Annotated in this window: 25 protein-coding genes; 14 read left to right on the forward strand and 11 right to left on the reverse strand. The window is 66.3% G+C overall.

From position 1 onward, the window contains the following. Nucleotides 1-130: 130 nt before the first annotated feature. Genes LZD57_RS02300 through LZD57_RS02315 form a run of 4 tightly spaced genes read right to left on the reverse strand, consistent with a single transcriptional unit; the run spans nt 131 to nt 5,597 of the window. Nucleotides 131-1,321, reverse strand: a complete 1,191-nt coding sequence (locus LZD57_RS02300; RefSeq protein ID WP_233717513.1) for an NAD(P)/FAD-dependent oxidoreductase — start codon at nt 1,319-1,321, stop codon at nt 131-133. Nucleotides 1,322-1,331: 10 nt separating this feature from the next. Beyond that, nucleotides 1,332-2,945, reverse strand: coding sequence for an FAD-dependent oxidoreductase (locus tag LZD57_RS02305; protein WP_233717514.1), 1,614 nt, complete (start codon nt 2,943-2,945; stop codon nt 1,332-1,334). Between the two features lies 1 nt (nt 2,946). Next, nucleotides 2,947-4,230, reverse strand: coding sequence for a cystathionine gamma-synthase family protein (locus LZD57_RS02310; protein ID WP_233717515.1), 1,284 nt, complete (start codon nt 4,228-4,230; stop codon nt 2,947-2,949). Beyond that, nucleotides 4,227-5,597, reverse strand: a complete 1,371-nt coding sequence (locus tag LZD57_RS02315; protein WP_233717516.1) for an aromatic ring-hydroxylating oxygenase subunit alpha — start codon at nt 5,595-5,597, stop codon at nt 4,227-4,229. The genes LZD57_RS02310 and LZD57_RS02315 overlap by 4 nt, the downstream gene beginning before the upstream one ends. A 90-nt stretch (nt 5,598-5,687) precedes the next feature. On the opposite strand from LZD57_RS02315, the gene LZD57_RS02320 reads away from it, so the two are divergent. Next, nucleotides 5,688-6,713, forward strand: coding sequence for a LysR family transcriptional regulator (locus tag LZD57_RS02320; protein ID WP_233717517.1), 1,026 nt, complete (start codon nt 5,688-5,690; stop codon nt 6,711-6,713). Here LZD57_RS02320 and LZD57_RS02325 read toward each other — a convergent pair. Beyond that, nucleotides 6,700-7,008 (reverse strand): FtsB family cell division protein, encoded by a 309-nt coding sequence (locus LZD57_RS02325; RefSeq protein WP_233717518.1) that lies wholly within the window; start codon nt 7,006-7,008, stop codon nt 6,700-6,702. The two genes, LZD57_RS02320 and LZD57_RS02325, sit on opposite strands and share 14 nt — an antisense overlap. 190 nt (nt 7,009-7,198) lie before the next feature. Here LZD57_RS02325 and LZD57_RS02330 point away from each other — a divergent pair, with 190 nt between their 5' ends. The 3 genes from LZD57_RS02330 to LZD57_RS02340 all read left to right on the forward strand — a co-directional run bounded on the left by LZD57_RS02330 (nt 7,199) and on the right by LZD57_RS02340 (nt 10,535). Then, entirely contained in the window at nt 7,199-8,167 is a 969-nt protein-coding gene (locus tag LZD57_RS02330) for a formate/nitrite transporter family protein (protein WP_233717519.1), read from the forward strand. A 231-nt stretch (nt 8,168-8,398) separates the two neighbouring features. Further along, entirely contained in the window at nt 8,399-9,124 is a 726-nt protein-coding gene (locus LZD57_RS02335; RefSeq protein ID WP_233717520.1) for a hypothetical protein, read from the forward strand. Between the two features lie 91 nt (nt 9,125-9,215). Next, complete coding sequence (locus LZD57_RS02340; protein WP_233717521.1) at nt 9,216-10,535, forward strand: cytochrome P450; 1,320 nt, start codon at nt 9,216-9,218, stop codon at nt 10,533-10,535. Between the two features lie 51 nt (nt 10,536-10,586). Here the strand turns inward: LZD57_RS02340 and LZD57_RS02345 are convergent, their stop codons facing one another. Together LZD57_RS02345 and LZD57_RS02350 are read right to left on the reverse strand one after the other, a co-directional pair. Further along, entirely contained in the window at nt 10,587-10,934 is a 348-nt protein-coding gene (locus LZD57_RS02345) for a cupin domain-containing protein (RefSeq protein ID WP_233717522.1), read from the reverse strand. Between the two features lie 149 nt (nt 10,935-11,083). Then, nucleotides 11,084-12,361 carry an O-acetylhomoserine aminocarboxypropyltransferase gene (locus LZD57_RS02350; RefSeq protein ID WP_233717523.1) on the reverse strand — a complete coding sequence of 426 codons (1,278 nt, stop codon included), beginning with the start codon at nt 12,359-12,361 and terminating at the stop codon, nt 11,084-11,086. A 177-nt stretch (nt 12,362-12,538) separates the two neighbouring features. Between LZD57_RS02350 and LZD57_RS02355 the strand changes: the two genes are divergently transcribed. From LZD57_RS02355 to LZD57_RS24210, 5 genes are all read left to right on the forward strand, one after another. After that, nucleotides 12,539-13,642: a Gfo/Idh/MocA family protein gene (locus LZD57_RS02355; RefSeq protein WP_233717524.1), complete on the forward strand. Its 1,104-nt coding sequence runs from the start codon at nt 12,539-12,541 to the stop codon at nt 13,640-13,642. Nucleotides 13,643-14,026: 384 nt separating this feature from the next. Beyond that, on the forward strand, nt 14,027-14,482 hold the full coding sequence (locus LZD57_RS02360; protein ID WP_233717525.1) for a DUF2231 domain-containing protein: 456 nt from the start codon (nt 14,027-14,029) through the stop codon (nt 14,480-14,482). Further along, complete coding sequence (locus LZD57_RS02365; protein WP_233717526.1) at nt 14,475-16,190, forward strand: PQQ-dependent sugar dehydrogenase; 1,716 nt, start codon at nt 14,475-14,477, stop codon at nt 16,188-16,190. The genes LZD57_RS02360 and LZD57_RS02365 overlap by 8 nt, the downstream gene beginning before the upstream one ends. Nucleotides 16,191-16,412: 222 nt before the next feature. Then, the gene (locus LZD57_RS02370; RefSeq protein ID WP_233717527.1) at nt 16,413-16,991 is read left to right on the forward strand and encodes a DUF4142 domain-containing protein; all 579 of its coding nucleotides are present in this window, start codon (nt 16,413-16,415) and stop codon (nt 16,989-16,991) included. Between the two features lie 518 nt (nt 16,992-17,509). Further along, nucleotides 17,510-17,710 carry a GGDEF domain-containing protein gene (locus LZD57_RS24210; RefSeq protein WP_420844725.1) on the forward strand — a complete coding sequence of 67 codons (201 nt, stop codon included), beginning with the start codon at nt 17,510-17,512 and terminating at the stop codon, nt 17,708-17,710. Here LZD57_RS24210 and LZD57_RS02375 read toward each other — a convergent pair. From LZD57_RS02375 to LZD57_RS02385, 3 genes are read right to left on the reverse strand one after another with little or no spacing between them, the layout of a single operon-like run. Then, nucleotides 17,680-18,252: a CoA-binding protein gene (locus LZD57_RS02375; protein WP_338034672.1), complete on the reverse strand. Its 573-nt coding sequence runs from the start codon at nt 18,250-18,252 to the stop codon at nt 17,680-17,682. The genes LZD57_RS24210 and LZD57_RS02375 overlap by 31 nt on opposite strands. Further along, entirely contained in the window at nt 18,249-19,070 is an 822-nt protein-coding gene (locus tag LZD57_RS02380) for an enoyl-CoA hydratase (protein WP_233717528.1), read from the reverse strand. Before LZD57_RS02380 ends, LZD57_RS02375 begins: the two co-directional genes overlap by 4 nt. 7 nt (nt 19,071-19,077) lie before the next feature. Then, a complete protein-coding gene (locus LZD57_RS02385) occupies nt 19,078-19,305 on the reverse strand; it encodes an integrase (protein ID WP_233717529.1) in 228 nt (75 codons plus the stop codon). Between the two features lie 103 nt (nt 19,306-19,408). Between LZD57_RS02385 and LZD57_RS02390 the strand changes: the two genes are divergently transcribed. From LZD57_RS02390 to LZD57_RS02405, 4 genes are all read left to right on the forward strand, one after another. Beyond that, nucleotides 19,409-19,837: a PaaI family thioesterase gene (locus LZD57_RS02390; RefSeq protein ID WP_233717530.1), complete on the forward strand. Its 429-nt coding sequence runs from the start codon at nt 19,409-19,411 to the stop codon at nt 19,835-19,837. Nucleotides 19,838-20,718: 881 nt separating this feature from the next. Then, nucleotides 20,719-21,183, forward strand: a complete 465-nt coding sequence (gene rplM, locus LZD57_RS02395) for a 50S ribosomal protein L13 (protein WP_233717531.1) — start codon at nt 20,719-20,721, stop codon at nt 21,181-21,183. Then, a complete protein-coding gene (gene rpsI / locus LZD57_RS02400; RefSeq protein WP_233717532.1) occupies nt 21,183-21,665 on the forward strand; it encodes a 30S ribosomal protein S9 in 483 nt (160 codons plus the stop codon). Before rplM ends, rpsI begins: the two co-directional genes overlap by 1 nt. Before the next feature lie 237 nt (nt 21,666-21,902). Continuing rightward, the gene (locus tag LZD57_RS02405; RefSeq protein WP_233717533.1) at nt 21,903-22,121 is read left to right on the forward strand and encodes a hypothetical protein; all 219 of its coding nucleotides are present in this window, start codon (nt 21,903-21,905) and stop codon (nt 22,119-22,121) included. Between the two features lie 160 nt (nt 22,122-22,281). Here LZD57_RS02405 and LZD57_RS02410 read toward each other — a convergent pair whose 3' ends face one another. Next, nucleotides 22,282-24,264 (reverse strand): methyl-accepting chemotaxis protein, encoded by a 1,983-nt coding sequence (locus LZD57_RS02410; protein WP_233717534.1) that lies wholly within the window; start codon nt 24,262-24,264, stop codon nt 22,282-22,284. 311 nt (nt 24,265-24,575) lie between these two features. Between LZD57_RS02410 and LZD57_RS02415 the strand changes: the two genes are divergently transcribed. Next, a complete protein-coding gene (locus tag LZD57_RS02415) occupies nt 24,576-24,797 on the forward strand; it encodes a hypothetical protein (protein ID WP_233717535.1) in 222 nt (73 codons plus the stop codon). The last annotated feature ends 136 nt before the right edge of the window (nt 24,798-24,933 follow it).

Below are 24,933 nucleotides of genomic sequence, written 5' to 3' on the forward strand. Positions count from 1 at the left end.
ACTGTTCAGGTTGAACGAGCGAAGCGGGAAGGGACCAGGCCATGCCACGATCTCCCGAAGGGCGATCCGGATCCCGTCGGTCTCCTTCCCGCACCCTTCATACACCAAGCCAAACACACAGGATCCCGGGTCAGGCCCGGGATGACGATGCGGTGATGGCGCCACCTCTTCCGGGGTGCGACTCCGGCGGCAGCCAGTTCAGATGCTCGCGCCAATCCGCGCGAAGGCCATCGAAGCGCGAAAGCGACAGCTTCGACAGATCCGCAAAGCTGCAGACCCCATCCATCACCAGATCGCGGATCGCATGGCCGCTCGCCGGCGACAGGCCGAAGCCGACGCTCGACATCGTCGCCACCGTGACGTTGTCCGGCGAGGACAGCCGTTCGAGCACCGGCCGCCCGTCCGGGGTATTCTCGATGACGCCGGCCCAGGAGCGGATCACCCTTGCATGCGCCGCTTTGGGCAGAAGCTCGGCGACCCGCCTGGCGAGATTGCGGGTGACCGAGCCGGAAGGACGCGGCGGCTCGCGGTCGAACGGCACGTCGTCCATCCATTCGTGCGGCCCGCCGCCATAGGCGAGGTTGCCGCGCAGGGTCTGGCGGCCATAGAGCCCGTTGCCGTCGACACCGGTGATCGGCATCATCGGCAGCGGCTCGGTGACGATCATCTCGGCCCGTGCCGCCGCCATCGGCAGGTCGATGCCGAGCATCGCCGTCAGCTTACCGGTCTGCGGCCCGGCAACGATCACCAGCGCGTCGCAGCCGATCGTCCCTCGCGCGGTCTCGACGGCCGTCACCCTGCCGCCGGTCGTGGTGATGCCGGTGACGACGGTGTGCTGGAGGATGCGCGCGCCGTGGTCCTGTGCGGCCCAGGCATAAGCCTGCGAGGTCCGTTGCGGGTTGGCATGGCCGCCGAAATGGAAGCGCACGCCGGAGACGACGTTGTCGCCGGCCAGCGGCACCAGTTCGCGAACCTGTTTCGGGTCGAGAACCTCCCAGTCGTAGCCCTTGGGCAGGCGCAGCGCGAGCCCTTCGTGAAAGCGCTCCTTGCGCGGATCGACCTGGAAGATCAGGCGACCGCGCCGATATTCCGTCGGATAGCCGAGAAGCTCGTCCATCTGCGGCCACAGCCGCTGCTCCTCGTGGAAGAGCGGGCTCTGATAGTGGGTGCAGCCGCCGCCGTTGCGGCCCGAAGCCTCGAAGCCGACGATGCCCTTTTCGACGACGGTGACGGAAACGCCGGAGCGCGCCAGCCACCAGGCGGCGGAAAGCCCGGTGACGCCGCCGCCGGCGATGACGACCGAAGTGCCTCTTTCGCTCATCGCCGTCTCCTCAATAGGGCATGCCGGCGCGAAGCTGCTCGGCCTCGCGTTCGGTGCCGATGTCCTCGTAGCCGATCCACTGGGTGGCGATGCCGAACCAGACGTTCCAGCCGGCGTCCATGTCGGCCCCTTCCTGCCAGTCGGCGAGCACCGACAAAGGCAGCGGGCGCACCGGCGCGCGATAGCCGGCGAGCGGCACCGTCTCGGGCGCCACGCCGGCCCCGAGCGCCATCATCACCGCCACCTGCTCGCGGCAGCGCCGCGCCTGGCACGGCCCCATGCAGGCCCGGGTTAGCCGCTTGATCTGGTCCTGGTTGACGGGCCCGTCCTCGGCCAGCGTCGTCAGGTCTCTCCGGGCGATGGCATTGGAACGCCAGTCGAGATAGCGGGGCGGCTTGACGCCGAGGAGGTCGCCGCGCGTCACGTCTTCGCAGATGCAGGCAAGAACGTCCTCGCCGCCGGTGGCGAGCATCGCCCGTGCCCAATCGAAGTGATAATCGAGGCCGCCGCTCCCGGTCGGCAGTCCGGCTGCGTCGGCATGCGCCTCGGTGTCGCTTGCTGCCGCTTCGACGGCCTTGCCGAGGGAGCGCAACGCCGCCCGCCCTGCCCGCTTGCCCGATGCCGCCGCGTCGCCGCCGAGCCCGGAGCAATCGCCGGCGGCGAAAACGCGCGGCAACGACGTCGCGCCGTCTTCCGAAACGATCGGCACGTGGCCGCCGCGCTCCGGCGCCAGCGTACGCCTGGCGCCGAGGACGTCGAGAAGTTCGATGGCCGGCACGCTGCCGATCGCCATCACCACCGTGTCGCAGGCGACCTCGCCGCAATCCTCGGGATCCGAGCATCTGGCAGCGACGAGGCCCGTGATGCCCTCGGCATTGCCATGCGCCCTCAGCGGCACATGGCCGTTGACGACCCCGACCCCGCGTGCGGCCAGCGCCGCAACCTTCTCGACCGATCCCTGCGGCGTGTCGCGCACCTCGATCAGCGCCACTACGTCGAGCCCGCGATCGAGCGCCAGCGCGGCGGTGTCCAGCGCCAGGTCACCGGAGCCGACGACGACGATGCGCCGGCCGGCGAAGGCGTCGTAACGCGCGAGAAGCGTGTGGAAGCCTTGCGCCCCCATCACGCCCGGCCGGTCGGAGCCGGCGAAGGTGAAGTTGAGATCGCGCGCGCCTGTGGCCAGAACCAGCCGGTCGAAGCCGACGAGCCAGCTCTTTTCCTCGTCTGCGAGGCCCGCGATGCCGGACGCAAGACCGTTCAGCCCCGGCGCCTTCACCCAAGCACCCCAGACGCTGGTGGAAAGCCGCACGTCGACGCCGACGTCGAAGGCTTCCGCCAGCGCCGAGTTGGATTCCAGCACCCGCTCGACCAGCCGCTCGGGCGTCTGCACGGCGTTGGTCGCGCGACCGCCGAAATGGAACGGTACGTCCATGCCGACCAGCCCGGCCGGGACCGGGTTCTCGTCGACCAGCAGCACCGAAGCGCCCGCCCTCGCCGCCTCGATCGCGGCGGCGCAGCCTGCTTCGCCGGCGCCGACGACGAGGATCTCGACATGCTCTTCGACGGTGATGGACTTGCCCGCGATCGAGAAGCGATCGGGCGGCGGCAGCGTCGGTTCGGTCATTTCAGAATGCGTCCAGGGCCTGAGCGAGATCGGCGATGAGATCGTCGGGATGTTCGATGCCGACGGAGATCCGCAGCGAGGAATCGTCGACGCCGACCTCCCGGCGAATGTCCGGCGGAACGGAATAATGCGTGGTCGAGGCGGAATGGCAAATCAGGCTTTCCGTCCCGCCGAGGCTGACCGCCATGCGGAACACCTTCAGCCGGTCGAGCATGGCGAAAGCTTGCCGCTCGCCGCCCTTGATCCTGAAGGAGAAGGTCGATCCGGGGCCGGCGCATTGCCGGTCGTAGACGGCCTTTGCGGGCGATCCTTCCTCCAGGAAGCCGAGATAGGTAACACCGGTCACCTTCGGATGGTCCCGCAGGAAGGCGGCGATCGCGCCGGCGTTGGCGTTGGAGCGGGCGTTGCGCAGCGGGAAGGTCTCGAGCGAGCGCAAGAGCAGCCAGGACGTGAACGGGTCCATATGCGTGCCGAGCAGCGTGCGCAGCATCCGCACCGGCCCGACCTGCTCCAGCGAGCCCGTCAGGCAGCCGCCGAGAAGGTCCGAATGGCCGCCGGCATATTTGGTCAGCGAGGTGATGCAGAGGTCGGCCCCGTGCTCCAGGGGCTTTTGCAGCAGCGAGCCGAGGAAGGTGTTGTCGACCGAGATCACCGGCCGCTCGTGCTCGCGCCGGGCAAGCTCCCCGGCGAAGTCCGCGATCATCCGGATGTCGGCGATGCCGGCAGTGGGATTGGCCGGCGATTCGATGTGGATCAGGCCGATCGGGCCGTGCTTCCGCGCCGTTTCGGCCGTTTCGGAGACGCTCTGCCGGCTGAGTGCGTCGGCAATGCCGACGGCCTTGATGCCGAGCCCCGCCAGCGGCCCGTAGAGCAGCCCGTGCGTCCCGCCATAGAGCGGCGTCGTGTGGAGGACGCTGTCGCCGGGCTTCAGATGGGCGAGCATCGTCGCCGAGATCGCCGCCATGCCCGAGGCGAAGGCCGCCGCGTCCTCGGCCCCGTCGAGGATGGCGAGCCGTGACTGCAGGAGCTTCAGGTTCGGATGGTCGAGCCGGGCATAGATGAAGGGGGCGTCCCGCTCCGGCGCCGGGCCGTCGAAATAGGCACGGTGCACCTCCTTCGCCGCTGCGGCGGAGGGATAGGCGAAGGTCGAAGACAGGACGATGGGCGGCTTGACCGCGCCATAGGCCTCGGCCGGATCGTAATTGAAGCCGACCGCGAGCGTGTCGGGATGCAGTCCTTCATGCAGACTCGCCTCCGGCCGCTCCGGCAGCCCGTCGCCGCTCACGAAGCGTCCGGCCACGGTTCGGCCGCGGCGGCCTCCCCGGCGAAGGCCAGCGTCATTGCGAGCCCCGGCGTCGCCGCCAGACCCGGAGCCGTCACATGGGCGCCATCCGCAGAAGCCGGAACCGCACTGATCGACATCGGCCGCCGGTCGATGCCGGTGCGCGCGGCGATGAAGTCCTGCGCCTTGTCGCAATACCAGTCGACGAAGCGCTGGACGTAGGATTCCCCCTCTTCGCAGTAGGGCCCCGGCGTATACCCGAGCGAATGGACCCCGCGCTGGTTCATCTCGACCAGGTCGCGATCCTGCAGGTTGGTGACGTTCCACAGCGCCGTCAGCCGCTCGACGTCGTAGTCGACGCCCTCGACGGCGTCCTGATGGACGAGCCACTTGCAGGTCACGAGCGTCTCGTGCGGGCCGGTCGGCATGGCGCTGAAATAGACCGTCGTGTCGGAGGTCGAATGGCAGAAGCTGTGGGGCTCGATCGCCCAGCGCAGCGAGCCGACGTCCGGGTCGTCACCGTCGATCATCAGCTTCTTGACCGCCGGCCGGCCGTCCATCGTCAGCGACACCTGCCCTTCCCTGAGCGGGAAGCGCTCGACCTGCCACCACGGCCCGATATGGGGTCCCTTGGACAGGCCGAGCGACGCCAGCTTGGCGTCGAAGGCCTGATGCCTCGGATCGTCGTCCTTGGCGAAATGGCCGCCCTTGGCCTCGCCGATCGGGAAGGTCAGCGACAGCTCCGGATGGCCGACGGCGCAGTGGTAGCACTCGCGGGCGTTCTCCATCACGAGCTTCCAGTTGCCCTTCTCCACCAGCGTGTTCTGGTGGGCGAGCTTGGCCTCGTTCAGCCGGTGCGGCGCGAGCAGCGGCTCCAGTTCGGCCCGGAACCGGTCGAAGGGCGGTGGCGTCTCGGCCATCGAAACGAACAGCGCGCCCGCGACCTCCTCGACATGCACCGGCTTCAGGCCGTGGTCCTCGGCCTTGAAGCTCGGCTGCATGTCCTTGGCATGGACCAGCTTGCCGTCCAGGCCGTAGACCCATTGATGATACGGGCAGGTCAGGCGCGAGCGGGCGCCGGCGCCGTCGCTGCAGACCTGGGCGCCGCGATGGCGGCAGGAATTGTGGAAGGCGTTCAGCGTTCCGTCGCGGTCGCGGGTGATCACCACCGGCGAGCGGCCGATGGTCAGCGCCAGCACGCCGCGCGGCCGCGGGATCTCGCAGGTGAAGCCGGCGAGGATCCACGATTGGCCGTAGATCGCCTGAAGATCGAACTCGTAGACGTCGGGGCTGTTGTAGAGCGCCTGTGGCAGACTGTGGCCCGGCTTGCGCTGGGCGAAAACTGCCGCGATCATGGACAGGTCGAGCATCGTGCCTCCTTATTGAGCCACGAGCTTGTCAGCGGTTGGAATCGCTTTCAAATACCGTTTTTGCATCGTCCCATCGAATTGAGGCAAGAGATGCCGATCCGTCCGCCCGCAGCGGTCGACGAACCCCGAGCGAAGGTGAAGGCCGCACCGGCCGAACCCTCCGATGCCGCCCGGCTTTGGCTGCCGCTCAACGCGCTGAGAGCCTTCGAGGCGGTGGCGCGGCGTCTCAGCTTCACCGGCGCCGCCGCCTCGCTGCACATTTCCCAGAGCGCACTCAGCCGCCATGTCAGCCGGCTGGAGGAGCTTCTCGGCTGCAAGCTCCTGGAACGACGACCGCAGGGCCTCGTTCTGACGCCGGCCGGCGCGGCGCTCCTGCCGGTGGTTTCGAAGTCGTTCGACGGGCTGGAGTCCACGATGCAGGCGCTGCGCCACAGGGCCGGCCGGACGCAGCGCATGCTGCGCGTCCACATGCCGCCGACCTTTCTCGACGTCATGGGAATGTCGCTCCTGAGGGAATTCCGGCTGGCCTTTCCGGACGTCTCCATCGACCTGTTCTCGTCGAATGGCGTCGGCCTGCCGCGAGCCGCCCCTTGCGACATCGCCATCGTCTTCGACCGCCAGCGCTACGGCGATGCGGTGCGCGACCCGCTCTGGCCGATCAGCCAGACGCCGGCCTGCGCGCCGGAAATCGCCGAACGCTGCGAGGGCATGGATCTCGAAACGTTCCTGCGCTCGAACGAGCTTCTCCACACCCGCCTCGAGGGCGAACCCTTCGGCGTCCTGTGGGCGGCCTTCGCCCGGCATTTCGATCTGGAGATCGGGCCGGAACGCGGCCTGGCGCTCGACAGCGAGCGGCTGACCGTGGAACTCGCCGTCACCGGCAACGGCGTCATTCTGGTCGACGTCGACATGTTCGCCAAGGAAATTGCCGACGGCCGGCTGGTGACGCCCTACGCGGCGACGTCGCAATCGGGCTTCGGCTACTATCTGACGGTCCATCCGGACGACATGTCGGATCCCGCGATCGCCCTCTTCCGCTCCTGGGTGATCCAGCGCTTCACCCACGTCAACCGCGAGGGGGGTGCCCAGCCTTCGGACGGTCTCAGCGCAGGATGACGATCTCGTCGTCGCGGGCGACGTTGAGCGCCCGGCGGGCATTCTCGTCGATCATGTCCCGTTCGAGCGTCCCGTCCTTCATCGCCCGGACCCGCCTTTCGAGCGCGTCGCGCTTGGTCAGAAGCTCGGAATAGGCGGCGTTGCGCAAGGCGAGTTGCCGCGCGAACGCGACCTTCGCCTCGCTGCCATATTGCCCGGTCTTGGCGCTGACGACGAAATAGGCGAGCACGGCCGTGGCCATCGCCGGCACGATCAGCTTGCCGAGAAAGGATTTCCGCTTTTGGATCGTTTGCATCTGGCGCCTCCGATGCCAGATCTCGCACGCGCGTGGTTAAGACAGCGTGAACACGCCCGGCAAATGGGGGCCGACGAAAATTCGCGCCGCGGCCGATTGCCGTCTTCTTTCAGATCGTTGTCACGCTATTTTCCAGGCGTCGGCGGTTGATCACGGATGAACCCGGGAACGCCAGGCGTGGAACCCATCGATGGCGCGAGCGGCGAATACCGGGGAAGACGATCTGAACGAAGACGCGGACGAAGCCGAAAAGGCCCGCAAGGATCCGGAGGAATCCCTCGACAACGCGCCCGACGAGGGCGAGACCATACGCGACTTCTTCTCCTTCGAGGAGATCTTCGCCCGCGTCCTTTCCGTCGCCGACCATGAGCTCGAAGCCTCGAACCGCTACCTGTTCTGGAGCGGACTCGGCGCCGGCGGCGCGCTGGGCCTGACCTTCCTCGCCCGGGTGGTCTTCACCGAAAGCGCCCAGGAGGCCGAGCCGGGCCTTCTCGGAAACCTGCTCTATCCCGTCGGGTTCCTGATCATCGTTCTCGGCCGCTATCAGCTTTTCACCGAGAATACTTTGACGCCGGTGGTTCTGGTCCTGACCAAGCTCGCCAGCGTCGCCAATCTCGCCCGTCTCTGGCTGGTCGTGCTCGTCGCCAACATGGTCGGCGCCGTCGGGGTCGCCGCGCTGCTTGCCTATTTCGACGTCCTCAATCCCGAGCGCCTCGAAAAGGCGATCGAAATGGGCCGGCATGCCCACGAGGCGGGATGGTTCGAGATCTTCTCCAAGGCGGTGATCGCCGGCTGGATCGTCGCGGCCATGGTCTGGCTGGTGCATGCCTGCAGGGATACCGTGTCCCGCATCATGGTCGTCTGGTTCCTGATGTATTTCATCGGCGTCGGCGGCTTCTTCCACGTCATCACCTCGTCGGTGGAAGTGTTCTTCCTCGCCTTCCGCGAAAGCTCCGTCGACCTTCTGCCGCTGCTTCCGCAGTTCGTCCTGCCGGTCCTTCTCGGCAACACCATCGGCGGCGTCACCTTCGTCGCGGTCTTGAACTACGCCCTCTTCGCCGAACACAAGGATTCCAGGCTGTTCGAGCGGTACGGGGACAAGCTGGACTGGCGCGACTGGATGTTCGGCATCGAAAAGACCCGTCGCCGCCCCGCCTGAGGGCGCGACGGCAAAAGGGTGATGATCCGCTCCCTCCCGCAATGTCATGGGCGAGGTCTGCGAATTGGGACCCGTTCATGTCGGGCGCCTCTCGGCAGCGCCGTTCCATGCAATTCGATACAATATTTACTGCTTAACCAACTGCGACATCTTCGATCTATACCAAGCTCCATTTCGGGATCATCTGCATTATCCTACCGCAACTCCTGATCGACGCGGAAGGACGATGGCATGACCGGCAGACTGCTCATCTCGCTCGTGACAGCAGCAAGTTCGCTTGCCGTCGCGGCCAGCCCGGCCAGCGCCGGCGGTCGCAGCGTCTCGTGCTACCAGCCGGTCGTCGAGCCGGCCGCCTATGCGACACGGCTCGAAACCGTGGTCGTTCGCCCCGCCGAGACCGTCTACGACGTCGTCCCGGCGCGCTATGGCTGGGGAACGCGCGAGGTCCTGGTCGAGCCCGGCGGCGTGTCCGATACCATCCTGCCCGCCGAGTACCGCTTCGTCGAAAAGCAGATCGTGCTGGAGCCCGCCCGCGTCATCGCCCGCTCGACCCCGCCCGTCTACCGCACGGTGAACCAGCAGGTGGTCGTCGATCCGGGCGGCGAGCGCTGGGAGTGGCGCATCGTGGACGGCAAGCGCGTCTATTGCCGGATCGTCGTGCCACCGCGCTACGGCACCCGGCCGACCACTGTCGTCGTCGAGCCCGGCCGCCAGTGGACCGAAGTCGTCCCGGCCCGCTACGGCGTCTCGCGCGAAAAGGTCCTCGTGCGCCCGGAATCGGTTCAGAGATACGTCGTTCCGCCCCGCTACGAAACCGTGCGCGAATGGGTGATGATCGAGCCGGAACGCCGCGTCGCGCGGATCATTCCGCCGGAGTACGGGACGCGCGAAGTCACCGTGAAGGTGCAGGAAGAGCGCAGCGGCTGGCGGCAGGTCCATCTCGGAGGATCCTGCTGAGGTCGCGGAAAGGCTCGTCCGCCCCGAACGACGACCGCCGCAGAAGATCCGCCCCCTTGCGTCGCGCCGATCATGGCGCGATGCAAGGGGCATGACACTTTCGAGCCCGACGACCGCCCTTCCCGCCAGCTTTCGTCTCGAAGGCGGGCGGCTCTGTCTCGACCCGCGCGATCCGACCTTCTTCGAAAATCCCTATCCGGCCTATGCGGCGCTCGTCGAAACCGGCGGGATCGCCTTTTGGGACAGGCTCGGCGGCCATGCCGTCGCCCGGCACGATCTCGTCTCGTCGATTCTGAAGGACCGGCGCTTCGGCCGCATCGTCCCGAACGATGCCGAGGGCCGGCCGGACTTCTCGCAGAAACCCGAGCACCTCCGGGCCTTCTATGCCCTGGAAGCCCATTCGCTGCTCGAATTGGAGCCACCCACCCACACGCGGCTGCGGGCCCTCCTGACGAAAGCTTTCGTCTCCCGCCGGATCGAGCGGCTCGCTCCCCAGATCGCCGCCATCGCAGACGCGCTGGTCGACGACTTCGCCGATGGCGACACGGTCGACTTCATCGCCGCCTTTGCCTCGCCCCTGCCCGTCCGGGTCATCGCCGATCTGATCGGCGTGCCGGCCTCCGCTTCACACCTCCTGCTCGACTGGTCGCATCGCATCGTGGGAATGTACACGCCAGGCCGGACCGCGGAGGTAGAACGCGCCGCCGACAGGGCTGCCGAGGAGTTCGCCGCCTTCCTGCGGGAGATCGTCGAAGAAAAGCGCAAGAAGCCGGCGGACGACCTGATCTCGGCCTTGATCGCCGCCGAGACCGAAGGCGGCAAGCTGGATCGCGACGAACTGATCTCGCTCGTCGTGCTTCTCCTCAATGCGGGCCACGAGGCGACCGTCCATCAGATCGGCAACGGGGTGAAGGCGATTCTCGCATGGAGCGCCGCCACGGGAACTCCGCCCGCATCGCCGTTTGCGAGCGAGGCGGCGGCCGAGGCCGCGATCGAGGAGACGCTGCGCTTCGACCCGCCTCTCCATCTCTTCGAACGCTATGCCCTCGCCCCGGTGGAACTCCCCGGCGGCGTCACGCTCGCGCGCGGCGACAAGGTGGCGCTGCTACTGGCCGCCGCCAACCGCGATCCCGCCGCCTATGCCGAGCCGGACCGCTTCCTGCCCGACCGCTTCCTCGACCGGTCGGCGAAGACCGTCACCTCCTTCGGCGGCGGCATCCACTTCTGCATCGGCGCGCCGCTCGCCCGGCTGGAGCTGAGGATCGCGCTGGAGCGGCTGTTCGCGCGGTGTCCCCATGTGCAGATGACGGCCCGGACTCGATACCGGGACTCTTGGCATTTCCATGGATTGGAAAGGCCGGAGGTGATCCCCGGGCCGGTCGATCGACGGCCACGACAGCCGCCGTCCTGAGGGTGCGGGCGTTCACCTTTCTCAGAACCCTCCCGCGCTTCGGCGCTTGGCTCAGATCTTCACCACATAATGCTTCTTCGTCGGCTCGACGACCTTCCACCGCCCCTTGAAGCCGGGGCGGATGACGAAGCTGTCGCCGGCCGTCAGCTTCACCGGCTCGCCACCCTCTTCGGTGAGAACCGACACGCCCTCGAGAATGTGGAAGAACTCCCACTCGGTGTAGTCGACGTCCCATTCGCCGGCGGTCGACTCCCATATGCCGGCGTAAAGGCCCTTGCCGTCGTCCTCGAGGTTCCAGGTCTTCTGGGTCGGCCGGCCGCTGCGGAGCTTTTCCTTCGCCGGCGTCGCCGTTTCCGGCTCGACGCCGTCCTTGGCGAAACGGATCAGATGGTCGGTCATGTTCGGCCCCCTGGCTGAGATCCCGCAGACCGGATCGCACGATCCGGCAGACGGGCCGAAATGGCCGGCACGATCTTTCGTTCCCGCATGGCAGCAATGAGCCGAGCGGAATGCTGTTGGGGCCGGGCGGGCACCCGATCCCCTGCCGATCAGACCTTGGCGAGCGCCTGGTCGAGGTCGGCGATGATGTCCGAGACGTCCTCGATGCCGATCGACAGGCGCACCACGTCCGGCCCGGCGCCGGCCGCCGTCTTCTGCTCGTCCGAGAGCTGGCGGTGGGTGGTGGAGGCCGGGTGGATCACCAGCGAGCGCGTGTCGCCGATATTGGCGAGGTGGGAGAACAGCTCCAGCGCCTCGACGAAGGTGACGCCGGCATCAAAGCCGCCCTTCAGGCCGAAGGTGAAGACGGCGCCGGCGCCCTTCGGGCAGTATGTCTGCATCCGCGAATGTCCGGGGTCCTCCGGCAGGCCGGCATAGGAAACCCAGGAGACCTTGTCGTGGCCCTCGAGGTGCTGAGCCACGGCCAGGGCGTTGTCGCAATGGCGCTGCATGCGCAGGGGCAGCGTCTCGATGCCGGTGAGGATCATGAAGGCGTTGAAGGGCGAGATCGCAGGTCCGAGGTCGCGCAGACCGAGCACCCGGCAGGCGATGGCGAAACCGAAATTGCCGAAGGTCTCGTGCAGGACGATGCCGTTGTATTCCGGCCGCGGCTGCGACAGCATCGGATAGCGGTCGTCGGCCGACCAGTCGAACTTGCCGCCGTCGACGATGACGCCGCCCATCGAGTTGCCGTGGCCGCCCAAGAATTTCGTGAGCGAATGGACGACGATGTCGGCCCCGTGCTCGAAAGGCTTGCAGAGATACGGCGTCGCCATGGTGTTGTCGACGATCAGCGGCAGCTTGTGGCGACGCGCGACCTCGGCGATCGCCGCGATGTCGAGCACGACGCCGCCGGGATTGGCGATCGATTCGATGAAGATCGCCTTGGTCTTGTCGGTGATCTCGGCCTCGAAGCTCGCCGGATCGAAGGGATCGGCCCACTTCACCCGCCAGTCGAAGGACTTGAAGGCGTGGCCGAACTGGTTGATCGAGCCGCCATAGAGCTTGCGCGAGGCGACGAATTCGTCGCCCGGCTGCATCAGCGCCTGGAACACGATCAATTGCGCGGCGTGGCCGGAGGCGACGGCGAGCGCCGCGGTGCCGCCTTCGAGCGCCGCGACGCGCTCCTCCAGCACCGCCTGGGTCGGGTTCATGATGCGGGTGTAGATGTTGCCGAACTGCTGGAGGCCGAACAGCGAAGCGGCATGGTCGACGTCGTCGAAGACGAAGGAGGTCGTCTGGTAGATCGGCGTCGCCCGCGCGCCCGTCGCCGGGTCGGGCTGCGCGCCCGCATGGATCGCCAGGGTCTCGAATTTCGGTCCGCTCATCGTCGTTCTCCCACTTCGCCAGCCTGTGTGAATTCTTCGGCCTGCCGGCTTTCCGCCGATCCCGCCCGCCTTATCATGTGAGCCGATCGCCCGACGAGTGGGCGACACCCCGTTTTTCGGCCGGCGCGGAGCAAATTCGCCCGCCGATCATCCCTTCATTCCATCAGGAGCGCCGCCATGCCGAGCCTCGAAGGAAAAATCCGCTATGCCGTCGTCGGCGGCGGCTGGATCTCCCAGGCCGCCTTCATGCCGGGCGTCGGTCAGACCTCGAACTCGCTGATGACGGCCATCGTCACCGGCGACAAGGAAAAGGGCGCCGAACTCGCGCGCCGCTACGGCCTCGACGTCTATGGCTACGACGAATACGACGCGATGCTGAAGAGCGGAACGGTGGACGCCGTCTACGTCGCGACGCCGAACTTCCGCCACCGCGAATTTGCCGAGCCGGCGCTGAAGGCCGGTATCCACGTGCTCCTCGAAAAGCCGATGGAAGCCAGTCTCGAAGACGCCGAGGCGATCCGGGCCGCGGCCAAGGCCTCCGGCGCCAAGCTGATGATCGCCTATCGTCTGCATTGCGAGCCCGGCACGATCGCCATGGTCGAAGCCGTGCGCAAGGGCGAGATCGGCAAGCCGCGCTTCTTCACCTCGACCTTCTCGCAGACCGTCCGGGCGACCAACCACCGGGCTACCAGCGGCTACTGGGCCGGGCCCGTGCCGGACATGGGCACCTATCCGATCAATGCGGTGCGCAATCTCTTCGAGGCCGAGCCGACCGAAGTGATGGCCTTCGCATCGAAGACCGATCGCGATCTCGGCTGCGACGATACCGTCAGCGTCGTCCTCAAGTTCACCGAGGGCCGTCAGGCGAGCTTCACCCTCTCCTATTCGGCCGAAGGCGTCGACCAGTTCTATCTCGTCGGCACCGAAGGGGCGATGACCGCTTCGCCCGCCTTCGGCTTCGGCGAGGGCACGAAGATCGGCTACGAACTCGCAAAGGACGGCGAGACCAGCACCCACGAGGCGCCGGAGGTCGACCAGTTCGGCGGCGAAACCGCGTATTTCTCCGATTGCATCCTCTCCGGTCGCGAGCCCGAGCCGGACGGCGAGGAAGGCGTCCTCGACATGATCGTGCTCGCCGCCATCGAGCGGGCGATCGAGACCGGCGAGGTGCAGAAACTCCAACCCCGCTCGCGCCTCCGCCGTATCGGCCAGGAGCAATCTCGCGAGCTGGCGCTGGCAAAGAGCCCGTCCCTCGTCGGCATCGAACGGCCGGTGGAGTGAGGCCCTTCGCGCCCTCGCAGCCCCTGTGCGAACGGCGGAGCGTCGCGAACCCGCATTCGGGTCGCGGCCAACCGTTCGCGTTGGAACCAGAAGGGCAACCATCCCCTTCATCGGGCAGAAGTTCGCTTGAAGGCCCGGCTTCTGCCGGTGACGGAAATCCACGGCCGGTCGGTTGGCAGCCTCCACATGGCGCAGACTTCGGGCGGATGCCTCCCCCGACCCGAAGGCCTGGCGCCCGCCCTCCATCCGGTAAAGCCCTCGTATCGGCGCCGGGCGGTGCCCGTCTTCGAAACGAGAAATCCGAGCTGACCACCCACGGCGGGGACGCATCTCCTTTCGCGAGGAAGCGCGTCCATCTCGTCGACCGCATTCGAGAAAGTTCCCATGGAAGCTGAACACGCAAGACACTGGGCGGCCACACCGGCTCGACCGATCGCAAACTTCCTGATCCCGTTCCCGGCGGTTTGCTTCACCCTCGCCCTGGCGACCGATCTCGTCTACTGGCAGACGGCAAACCTGATGTGGCAGAATTTTTCCGCCTGGCTTCTGTTCGTCGGCGAAGTCGTCGGCGGGCTCGCTCTGGTGGTCGGGATCATCGAGCTTCTCGTCCGAAAGGACCTGCGCGCCACCGGCCCCGGCTGGGGGTACGTCGTCCTCGGCGCCATCATCCTCATCGTGGCCTTCTTCAACAGTCTCATCCACGCCGGCGACGGGTGGACCGCCGTCGTCCCCTGGGGTCTGACGCTTTCGGTCGTCACCTTCGTCCTCGTCCTCGTGGCCGCCGTCCTCGGCCGCGTGACGACACGCCAGCATGCCGCAGGAACCTACCACCATGCATGACAGAACGCCCTTCCTTCGCACCTCGCTGCTCGCCGCGACGTGCCTTGCCGTCGCCGGTTCTCCCGCCGCCGCGCAGGACAACGGCTCCGACTTCGACATTTCGACGCAGATCGGCCCCGACCCCGTATTGCCCGACCCCGCCCAGTCGTTGCTTCCCAGCCTGAAGGTCGCGGAAGTGATCGGCTGGCAGGACGGACAGACGCCGACCGTGCCCGAAGGTCTGACGATCACCGCCTACGCCACCGATCTCGCCAATCCCCGGACGGTCCACACCCTGCCGAACGGCGACGTTCTCGTCGTCCAGTCGCGCGGGCCTTCCGGCGAGCCGCAGAACCGGCCGAAGGACATCATCCGCGGTTGGATCATGTCCATCGCCCACGGAGGTGGCGGCGGCGAGCAGAAGCCGAGCAACATCGTCACGCTGCTGCGCGACACCGACCGTGACGGCAAGGTCGACGATCGACACGACCTGTTGACCGGGCTGAACTCGCCCTTCGGCGTCGCCTGGGCGGATGGCACGCTCTATGTCGCGGCGACCGACGCGATCCTCGCCTATCCCTACGAGCTCGGCCAGACGGAAATCACCGCCGAGCCCACCGTGCTGACGCCCCTGCCCGGCGGGCCGATCGATCACCACTGGACGAAGGATCTCGCGCTCAGCCCCGACGGCCGATACCTCTACGCCTCGGTCGGCTCGAACTCGAACATCGTCGAGAATGGCCTCGAAGCCGAAAAGGGTCGCGCGGCGATCTGGCAGGTCGACAGGCAGACCGGCGCGTCGCGCGTCTTCGCCTCGGGGCTGCGCAATCCGAACGGTCTGACCTTCCATCCCGAGACCGGCGAACTCTACACGGTGGTCAACGAGCGGGACGAACTCGGCCCCAATCTCGTCCCCGACTATATGACATCCGTGAAGGACGGCGCCTTCTACGGCTGGCCCTGGAGCTATTACGGCCAGCACGTCGATCCGCGCGTGCGTCCGCAGCGGCCGGACATGGTCGAGAAGGCGATTCCGCCGGACTACGCGCTGTCGAGCCACGTTGCCGCCCTCGGCCTGACCTTCTCCTACGAAGCGGCAGGCTCGGCGCTGCCCGACGAGTATGCCCACGGCGCCTTCATCGGCGAGCACGGAAGCTGGAACCGCAGCTTCTTCAACGGCTATCACGTCGTCTACGTGCCCTTCGAAAACGGCAAGCCGTCCGGCAAGGCCGAAGAGGTCGTCGGCGGCTTTCTCGACGGGGATCAGGCCCATGGGCGACCCGTCGGAGTCGGCATCGACGGCACCGGTGCGCTCCTCGTCGCCGACGATGCCGGCAACACCGTCTGGCGGGTCGCTGCCTCCAACGGCACCGTGTCGCCGCAGCCCGTGGGCACCGACGGTCAGCAGATGCAAGGGGCTGCCGCCGGTGGCGGCAGCGCCGACACAGCCGGTGAAGCGGGCGATGCGGCGGCAGGATCCGCGAATGCCGGGGCGGAAGGCCCGGGCGTCGCCACGCCCGCCGGCGGCGAAGCAACGCCGACCGAACCTCAGTCGAACGGAGGCAGCCAGGCGCCGGCCGCCTCGATCGACGAGCAACTGACCGGAGAGGAGCCCGTCGCTCGGCCGAGCGGCGACACCCCGGACCCCTCGCAGACCGAGGTGGCACCGGCCACGCTGCCGCAGGGGAGCGGCGAAACCGGGACCACCGCCCCCAACGGACCGCAGTGACCGAATGATCGAAGCGCGGAGGGATCTTCCCTCCGCGCTCCGTTTCGCAAACGACTGCGCTCGCCCCGACCGGCGGCGTCGGTCAGCACCCGCCCTCCTCCGGCAACTCTCAGTAAGGTCGCAGCCAAGTGTTTGAAATGGAACCGAAAATACGGACGACGCCTTGAAGGAGCAACGCCGGGGCGAACGGTGCCCCGGCGCCGAACCTCAGGGAGAATGCACATGAAACGGATCGTGCTGACCGCCGCCGCCGCCCTTCTCATGTCGGGATCGGCCCCGGCTCTCGCCCAGTCCTCCAGCGAAGGCTCCAGTGGCCAGGCGATGGGCACCAACGCCATGGACACCGACCAGGCGTCGATGCCGGCGCCGCAGGACGTCGAGACGGCGAAGAACTTCGTGCCGATGGCCGCCGTCGGAAACAGCTTCGAGATCGAGTCGAGCAATCTCGCCTTGACGAAGTCGCAGGACGAGAACGTCCGCAACTTCGCCCGGACGATGGTCGACGATCACTCCGCCGCCGCCATGAAGATGAAGCAGGCGGTCGAGGAGTCCGATACCGGGCTTTCGGTGCCCACGGGGCTCGACGCCAAGCATCAGGAAATGCTGAACCAGCTTTCCTCCGCCGACGACAGCGAGTTCGACGCCATGTATGCCGACATGCAGGCCAAGGCCCACGAGGAGGCGGTCACCCTCTTTACGGCCTATTCGCAGAACGGCGAAGACGGCCCCATCAAGACCTTTGCCGCAAACACGCTGCCGACACTGAAGCAGCACCAGTCGATGGTCGACACGATGCAGTAGACGCCACTCCGGTCTTCACGAAAGCAGCAACGGCGTCTGGCCGGGACGGAATTCGTCCCGGCCATTTTTTCGTGCGATAGACGACGTTTGGAAAAGAGGGCGGGCGATGCGATCCGGCACATCAGCGACGGCGTAGACGCCGTTGAATGACGGGTGCTGGAAGCGAGCAGGAACAACCAGCCGGCAACGGGAGGGCGGGGAGTGTGGTGAGCGAGTCGATCAGCATATCGGCGACATCCGCACCGTTTGCGGCCTTGGCGCGGTCTTTCTGTTGCGTCTCCCGATCTATCCGAGCATGGCCGACGGGATCCCGTCTTCCTCCGGTCTGGATCGGTCGGAAATCGCCCGTCTTCGCTTGCCGGTCAGTGCGTTTCTCGCCCTTGCCGCCGTCCTCTTGGCGGTCGCCAGGGTCGTCGAACGGTTGGTCGCCGATTGCCGGAGGAGATCCGAACGGGACGGCATGACGAACCTGTTCAGCCGCCGGCTTTCGAACGGATGACACGGGCCGCTCGGGTGGCGTGGCGATCCTCTGCGACATCGACGACTTCGAACCCGGGAACGACGGCTACGGCCATGGCCTCGGCGACGACGTCGTCCGCGCCTTCGCCGCGTTGCTGCAGACGGCCTGTCCGACGGCCGCGCGGCTCGGCTGTCCGTCCGCTCGCGGGACCCAGACCTCGTCCGGCGGTCAGTCCGTGCGCCGCGGGTTCAGGCCGTAGCTCTGGTACCCCTTCCCGAGTTTCGGCTTCTTCGACGACAGGACCCGCGAATTCACTCCGTTCCAACCGATCTCGCCGCAGAGCCGGGCATATTCGATCTTCGGGCAGCGATCCATGATCACCGTGAGGCCGGCGGCCTCCGCCCTTGCCGCCGCCTCGTCGTGGCGGACGGTGAGCTGCATCCAGATCACCTTGGGCAGGGGATCGAGGCCGAGAGCCTCGTCGACGATTCCGGGAGCCGCCTCGGAGGCGCGGAAGACGTCGACCATGTCGATCGGAACCGGAATCGATCCGAGGTTCGGATAGACGGTCCTGCCGAGGATCTCCTTGCCGGCGAGGCCCGGATTGACCGGGAACACGTCGAAACCCTTGGCGAGGAGATATTTGAGGACGAAGAAGGACGGGCGGACCTCCTTGGCGCTGGCGCCGACCATGGCGATGGTCTTCGTCTCGGAAAGGACGCGCCGGATCAGCGCGTCCGGATAGACGAGCGGTGCCGTGCCGCGCGGAGCGCTGGTCTCTGTCGATGCCTCGAGGGTCATTCGTTCGTCCATTCCGGCTGGCGCTTTTCGAGAAAGGCACCGATGCCCTCCTGCGCGTCACGCGCCAGCATGTTCTCGACCATCACGCCGGCAGCATAGTCGTAGGCCTCGGCGAGCCCCATCTCCGCCTGGGCGTAGAAGGCCTCCTTGCCGGTCTTCACGGTCATGGCGGATTTGGAGGCGATGGTCGTCGCATATTTGCCGACGACCGTGCCGAGATATTCCGGCGGCACGACGCGATTGACGAGGCCGAACTCGCGGGCCGACCGCGCATCGATGCGCTCGCCGGTGAGCAGCATTTCCATCGCATGCTTGCGGGTGAGATTGCGCGACAGCGCCACCATCGGCGTCGAGCAGAACAGGCCGATGTTGACGCCGGGCGTCTGGAACTGCGCTTCTTCCGAAGCGATGGCGAGATCGCAGGAGGCGACGAGCTGGCAGCCGGCGGCCGTCGCGAGGCCGTTCACCTCGGCGATCACCGGGCAGCGATGGCGGACGATCTGCTGCATCAGGCCCGAACACTGGCGCATGGTCTTCTCGAAGAAGGCGCGGCCACGGTCCTCGTCGCCGCGATGGGCGGTGAGTTCCTTCAGGTCGTGGCCGGCGGAAAACACCTTGCCGTTGGCGGCCAGCACGACGACGCGGCAGTCGGCGTCGTCGGCGGCCTCGCCGAGAGCGGCGCTGAGGGCATCCATCATCGCGATCGACAAGGCATTGGCCGGCGGGTTCGACAGGGCGATCCGGGTGATGCCCGGCGCCTTCTGCACCTCGATCGGATGGGAATTGGGTTCAGGATTGAGCGGAAGGATTTCGGCCATGCGGCTCTCAGCTTTTCGTCAGGAGACGGAACAGGATCGCAACGGTTGCAGCGAGATTGAAGCCCACCATCCACTGCAGGAGATTGAGACGGCCATCCAGGGCGGTAAACCGCTTGTCGTACTGATTGAGCTTTTCTTCGTAGTTGGCGACTTCCTCGGCAGCCTTGCGCGCCTTCTCGTCGTCGACATTGGCGGCGCGCAAGGCGTCGTAGAGTGAACTCATCATCAGCGCCATCTGCATGCCCTCCTTGCCGCTGGCGGCAGTTCCTGATCTGAACATAGTCGGGAGAGCCGGCTGCGCCAATGCTTCGCAGTCGGGGATGGCGGGAGGGCTTTCGATGAAACCGGTGATGACGCTGCACGAGTTGCAGAGCTTCCTGACCGACGAATTCCCCCAGGTGATGGGCCCCGACAGCGGCTTTACGCTCGACGCGGTCGGCGATGGCTCCATCACCATGAAGCTGATCGCCGCCGATCGCCATCTGCGTCCCGGCGGCACCGTCTCCGGCCCGACGCTCTTCACCCTCGCCGACGTCTCGGCCTATGTCGCGATCCTCGCCCATATCGGTCCGGTGGCGCTCGCGGTCACCACCAACATGTCGATCAACTTCCTGATCAAGCCGCCGCCCGGCACCCTGGTGGCAAAGGCTTCGATCCTCAAACTCGGCAAGCGCCTCGCCGTCGTCGAAGTGGCGATCTCCGGCAAAGCGGACGCCCGGACGGTCTGCCACGCCGTCGCAACCTATTCCATTCCACCTGAAAGGTAGGGCCGGCGACATCTCACAACCAAAAGGAGCATTTAACCCGAGGCGTCAGCAAAGTCCGCATACGTTCCGCTTGGATCGACTGCAGACAGAGCCTTTCGCGATAAATATCGATGTAAGTTCCCCGCCCACATATGAGCACGACTTAAAATCGCTAAAAATAGAACATGCAAATACGGTCGCCGCCAGTCCACCCAGAAAGTCCTCGACTTCCTGCGCGGACGCGCCTGTTATACCCGCACCACCCAGGATCATTACACAAGTCCCCGGATATTCTCCGCATAGACGCTCGAAGCGGTCTTTCAACTGGTTGTCTTCAGTTCGAAGATCGCTGCAGGATTGGGCATTACAATGCGACGAAAAAGACAAAACGAAAGCGACCGCGATCGCAGCAACGGAGCTTCTCATGATCGTCATCCCAGTGATGCCAGATGAGACACGCTACCTGAAATTGCATATTCGCGCCAGTCTCGATAGGATTTTTCCCGCATAAGGTGTGGACAATGCCCGTTGAGTCGAGGTGCTGTCACGGTTTCCCATGGATCGTACTCTGTTCCCCACGGCCATGCCCTTCAGGCAAGCGGCATGAGAAGTGGTTCCAAAGTCGATCCGACCTGGCTCCCGCCTTCTTCGCGACATGTCACCCGCTGCGGAGAAAGAGCGCCAAACAAAAGCACTACGAATTTCGTGGTATCATAATACCTTTACCCCTCAACGTACTGCAATAGAGGCATGAGGAGGAGGCAGAACGCGGACTTTTGCGTTGACAGCCCGCCGCTGCGACCGTATGGAGACGCCCAGGAAGAGCGGCCGCGGGCCGCCCTTTTTGCATGGCGGCCACAGATGGCTTGCCTCGAAACCAGACCAACATCCAGGGGCAACCCATGAAGACCTTCTCGCAGAAGACCGAGACGGTGGAGAAGAAGTGGATTCTGATCGACGCCGAAGGGCTCGTCGTCGGCCGCCTCGCCTCTCTCGTCGCGCTCCGCCTTCGCGGCAAACACAAGGCCACCTTCACGCCGCATGTCGACGATGGTGACAACATCATCATCGTCAATGCCGACAAGGTGGTCCTCACCGGCAAGAAGTACTGGAACAAGACCTACTTCTGGCACACCGGCTATGCCGGCGGCATCAAGGAGCGCAAGGCGCGCGAAATCCTCGAAGGGCGCTTCCCCGAGCGCGTCGTCGAGAAGGCCGTCGAGCGCATGCTGCCGCGCGGACCGCTCGGCCGTCGCCAGATGAAGAACCTCCGCGTCTATTCCGGGCCGGATCATCCGCACGTCGCGCAGAATCCCGAAGCGCTCGACGTCAAGTCGCTGAACTCCAAGAATGCGAGGGCCGCATAATGTCCCAGCTCTCCTCCCTCGAAGAACTCGGCTCGGCGGCGAACGTCCCGTCGGCGCAGCCCGAGGCTCCCGTCCACGTCCAGAAGCTCGACAAGTTCGGCCGCGCCTATGCCACCGGCAAGCGCAAGGACGCGGTCGCCCGCGTCTGGGTCAAGCCCGGCTCCGGCAAGATCATCGTCAACGACAAGGACTACACGGCCTATTTCGCCCGTCCGGTCCTGCAGATGGTGCTGCGCCAGCCGATCGTCGCGACCAGCCGTGACGGCCAGTTCGACATCATCGCCACCGTCGCCGGCGGCGGCCTTTCCGGCCAGGCCGGTGCGGTTCGCCACGGCATTTCCAAGGCGCTGACCTATTACGAGCCGGGCCTGCGCGCCGTCCTGAAGAAGGGCGGCTTCCTGACCCGCGACTCGCGCACCGTGGAGCGCAAGAAGTACGGCAAGGCGAAGGCCCGCCGGTCCTTCCAGTTCTCCAAGCGCTGAGCTTCGGCTCGCGCTTCAAGGCGCATGGATCGAAAGCCGCCGAGCATTTTGCCGGCGGCTTTTTTTTCGTGCTCGGTCCGTCGGAAATCCTCGCCGTCAGAGCTCGTTTCGGGCCGAATCCGGCCGTCTGCGGCAGAGCTGCCCTCACAGCCGAGAGAGCACCCGCCAAAATTCCGAACTGTCATCTTCTCGCCGTCCGAATCTGGCACATATCCGCTGCTCTCAACGAGGATGAGAATGATGGATTCTCCAGACAATCCAGAACGTTTCAAAGATTCCTTCGAGCGGCTTCGAGCACAGCCGACGCAGCGGCGGCCGACGCTGTCGGAAGACTGCATGGAGGGCGAGCCGACGCTCGAGGAACTGCTCGACGAACCGATCGCCCGCCTGCTCATGGCCTATGACCGGGTCAATCCCAATCTTCTGGAGGAACTGGTGCGGCGACGCTTCGCCTGACGAGCCGACGTCCGCCATGACGAAGGCCTGCCGCGGGATGCCGTGGCAGGCCTTTTCATGTTCCCACGCGCCGATCCAGCGCACGAACACGGGGCGAACGGCTCGGGTTTGTCTGCTCCTGATTGCCGGCGCAGCGAGAACCCCCCCCCCCCCCGCAGCATCAGAATTCGGACCAGCCCCCCTCTTCCGCCGCCTCGGCCGACCTGACCAGGGCCAGATTGCCGACGACGCGGCGGGCTCCGCCGGACGGCGCCGCCGGCGCCTTCGCCTGTACTCGGGTCGGCTGCGCCCTCACCGTCGCGCTTGCATTCGCGAGCTCGAACTGGCCGATCAGCCGGGCGAGTTCGTCGGTCTCCTTCAGCAGGTGATTGGCCGCCGCCGTCGACTGCTCGACCATCGCCGCGTTCTGCTGGGTCATCTGGTCCATGTTGGCGACGGCGGTGTTGACCTCGGCAAGGCTCGAAGCCTGCTCCTCGGACGAACGGGCGATTTCCTGGACGATGCCGTTGATCGTCCCGACATGCTCGGCGATCGACCGCAGGGCCTTGCCGGCAGCGCCGACGAGTTGGACGCCGTCCTCGACCTGGCTCGCCGAACGGCCGATGAGGGCCTTGATCTCCCGCGCCGCCTCGGCCGAGCGCTGGGCGAGCGCCCGCACTTCCTGGGCAACGACGGCAAAGCCCTTGCCGGCCTCGCCCGCCCGTGCCGCCTCGACGCCGGCGTTGAGCGCCAGGAGGTTCGTCTGGAATGCGATTTCGTCGATCACCCCGATGATCTGCGAGATCTGCTGGGAAGAGTTCTCGATGCTGCCCATCGCAGCGATGGCGCCGTCGACGACGCTGGCCGACTGCTCCGCCTCCTGCTTCGCCAGGGTGACGGCGCTGCGGGCGTGTCCGACATTCTCGGCGGTGCGTCTGATCCCTTCGGTCACCTCGCCGAGAGCCGCGGCGGTCTCCTCGAGGCTCGCGGCCTGCTGTTCGGTCCGGCGCGAAAGGTCGTCGGTCGCCTGGAACATTTCCTGCGACCCGACACGGATCTGTTCGCCGCCGTCGGAAATCGTCGCCATCGTCCGATCGAGCGTGGCCACCGCCGCATTGAAGTCGGCCTTCAGCCCCTCATAGGCAGCCGGGAACTGCGCCTCGATCCGATAGGCCAGCCGGCCGTCCGAAACCGCCGACAGCGCCTTGCCGATCGCCGCGACGACCATCGCCTGTTCGCGGGCGGTGACGGCCTGGAACTCGGCGGCCCGATCGCGCTCTTCATCGGCCTCCTGGCGCCGCACGGCCGCGTCCTGCTCGAGCTTCGCCTTTTCCTCGGCGGCGCGCTTGAAGGCCTGGAAGGCGCGGCCGAGATCGCCGATCTCGTCGCGGCGTCCGGCCTCGGCGAGATCACCCACGCGCTCGCTGCGGGCCAGTCGGTCGAGCGCCTCGGTGACCCGGTCGAGTGGCGCCAGCAATTTGCGGCGAGTGAACAGGATGAGGGCAATGCCCGTGGCGATCGTAAGGAAGGACAGAACGTAGGAGAGCGCCGCAGCAATCGCGGCTCTGTCGGAAGCATCTGCGTCCGCCGCGGCCTGATGCCGGTCGATCCGTTCGAGCAGCCCGTCGATGCTCGTCTTCGCCTTGTCGACCGCTTCGCCGAGCCGCTGGGCGGTGGCGTCGAAATCGCCCATCAAACGGTTGCCGCCGGCCGGCCCCTCGGCGACATAGGCTCGCGCCATTCGCTGGCCGAGGTCGTAGAACGGCGGAAACGCGGCTTCGAGTTCGTCGAGGGTCGAAAGGGTTTCATCCGCGCCGAGGCGCCTTGCGAGATCCCTCGCGGCGGCGAGGTTCACGACGAAGGAATCGGCATGCTCCCTGGCGAGATCGAACCCGTCCGCCAGACCGTCGAGCCCACGCGTCGCCGAGACGTCGGTCAGGAACTGCTGCACCTGGACGACGTCGAGCTGAATCGCTTTCTGCAAGAGAGCGAGATCGAGACTCTCGCGCGCCAGGGCCAGTTCGTTTTCCGCCGTCTGCCGCAGATGATCCGTGTTCGTCGCATGCAGACGGTCGACGACGATCTCGCCGCCGAGAATCACCGCAATCGCTGCGACGATCGCGATGGAGATGGTCTTCTGAATACGCTTCGAGCGTTCGCCCATGCGTCGTGCCCCGTCAGTCGGTTTCAGTGGAGTTCGCGAACTGGATACAGCGGAACGTTTGCCGACTTTCTGTTCAGCCCGGTCCCGATTTTAATCAAACCAATAGATCGCTCTGCTTTAAGAACCCGTGACTTCCGCAATGATTGCCGCTCTGGAAATTGCCCCTCCGGTGTCGGCCGGCCTTCCACCACGTCGATTTCGCGCCTTGCAGACGCCGGAACGAAGCGCGCTTCCAGCGGTTAGCAGTCTGAAGCCTCCCGGCCCTTCCGATACGGGCCGGATGGAGACGATCAGCAGGGAAGGACCGGACGATGAGCAACGCGCCGGACAAATTCGACAATCAGCAGAACCGCGCCGACGAGCAGGATCGCGACCAGGACATGAGCTACCGGCAGAACGCGCCCAAGGCCCGGCCGAGCCAGGACAACGCCTTCGACCGCCCCGGCAGCGTCGATCCGACGGGCGGCGAGCAGGCGCGTCGGCCGGCCGAAACCGTCGAGATCGGCGAGGACGTCGAAGATCCGCAGAAGTAGGCCCGGCAATTCCACCGCCTTCGGGGCCGGATGCGCGCTCGCGCGTCCGGCCTCTTTCGTTTGCCGTGCCCGGCGCACACGGCCTCCGGCGCCGCAGACAAGATGCTCGCATCCGATGGCGGTTCGCCCTACCCTG

The sequence above is a fragment of the Jiella avicenniae genome (assembly GCF_021390325.1).
Classification (GTDB): domain Bacteria; phylum Pseudomonadota; class Alphaproteobacteria; order Rhizobiales; family Rhizobiaceae; genus Jiella; species Jiella avicenniae.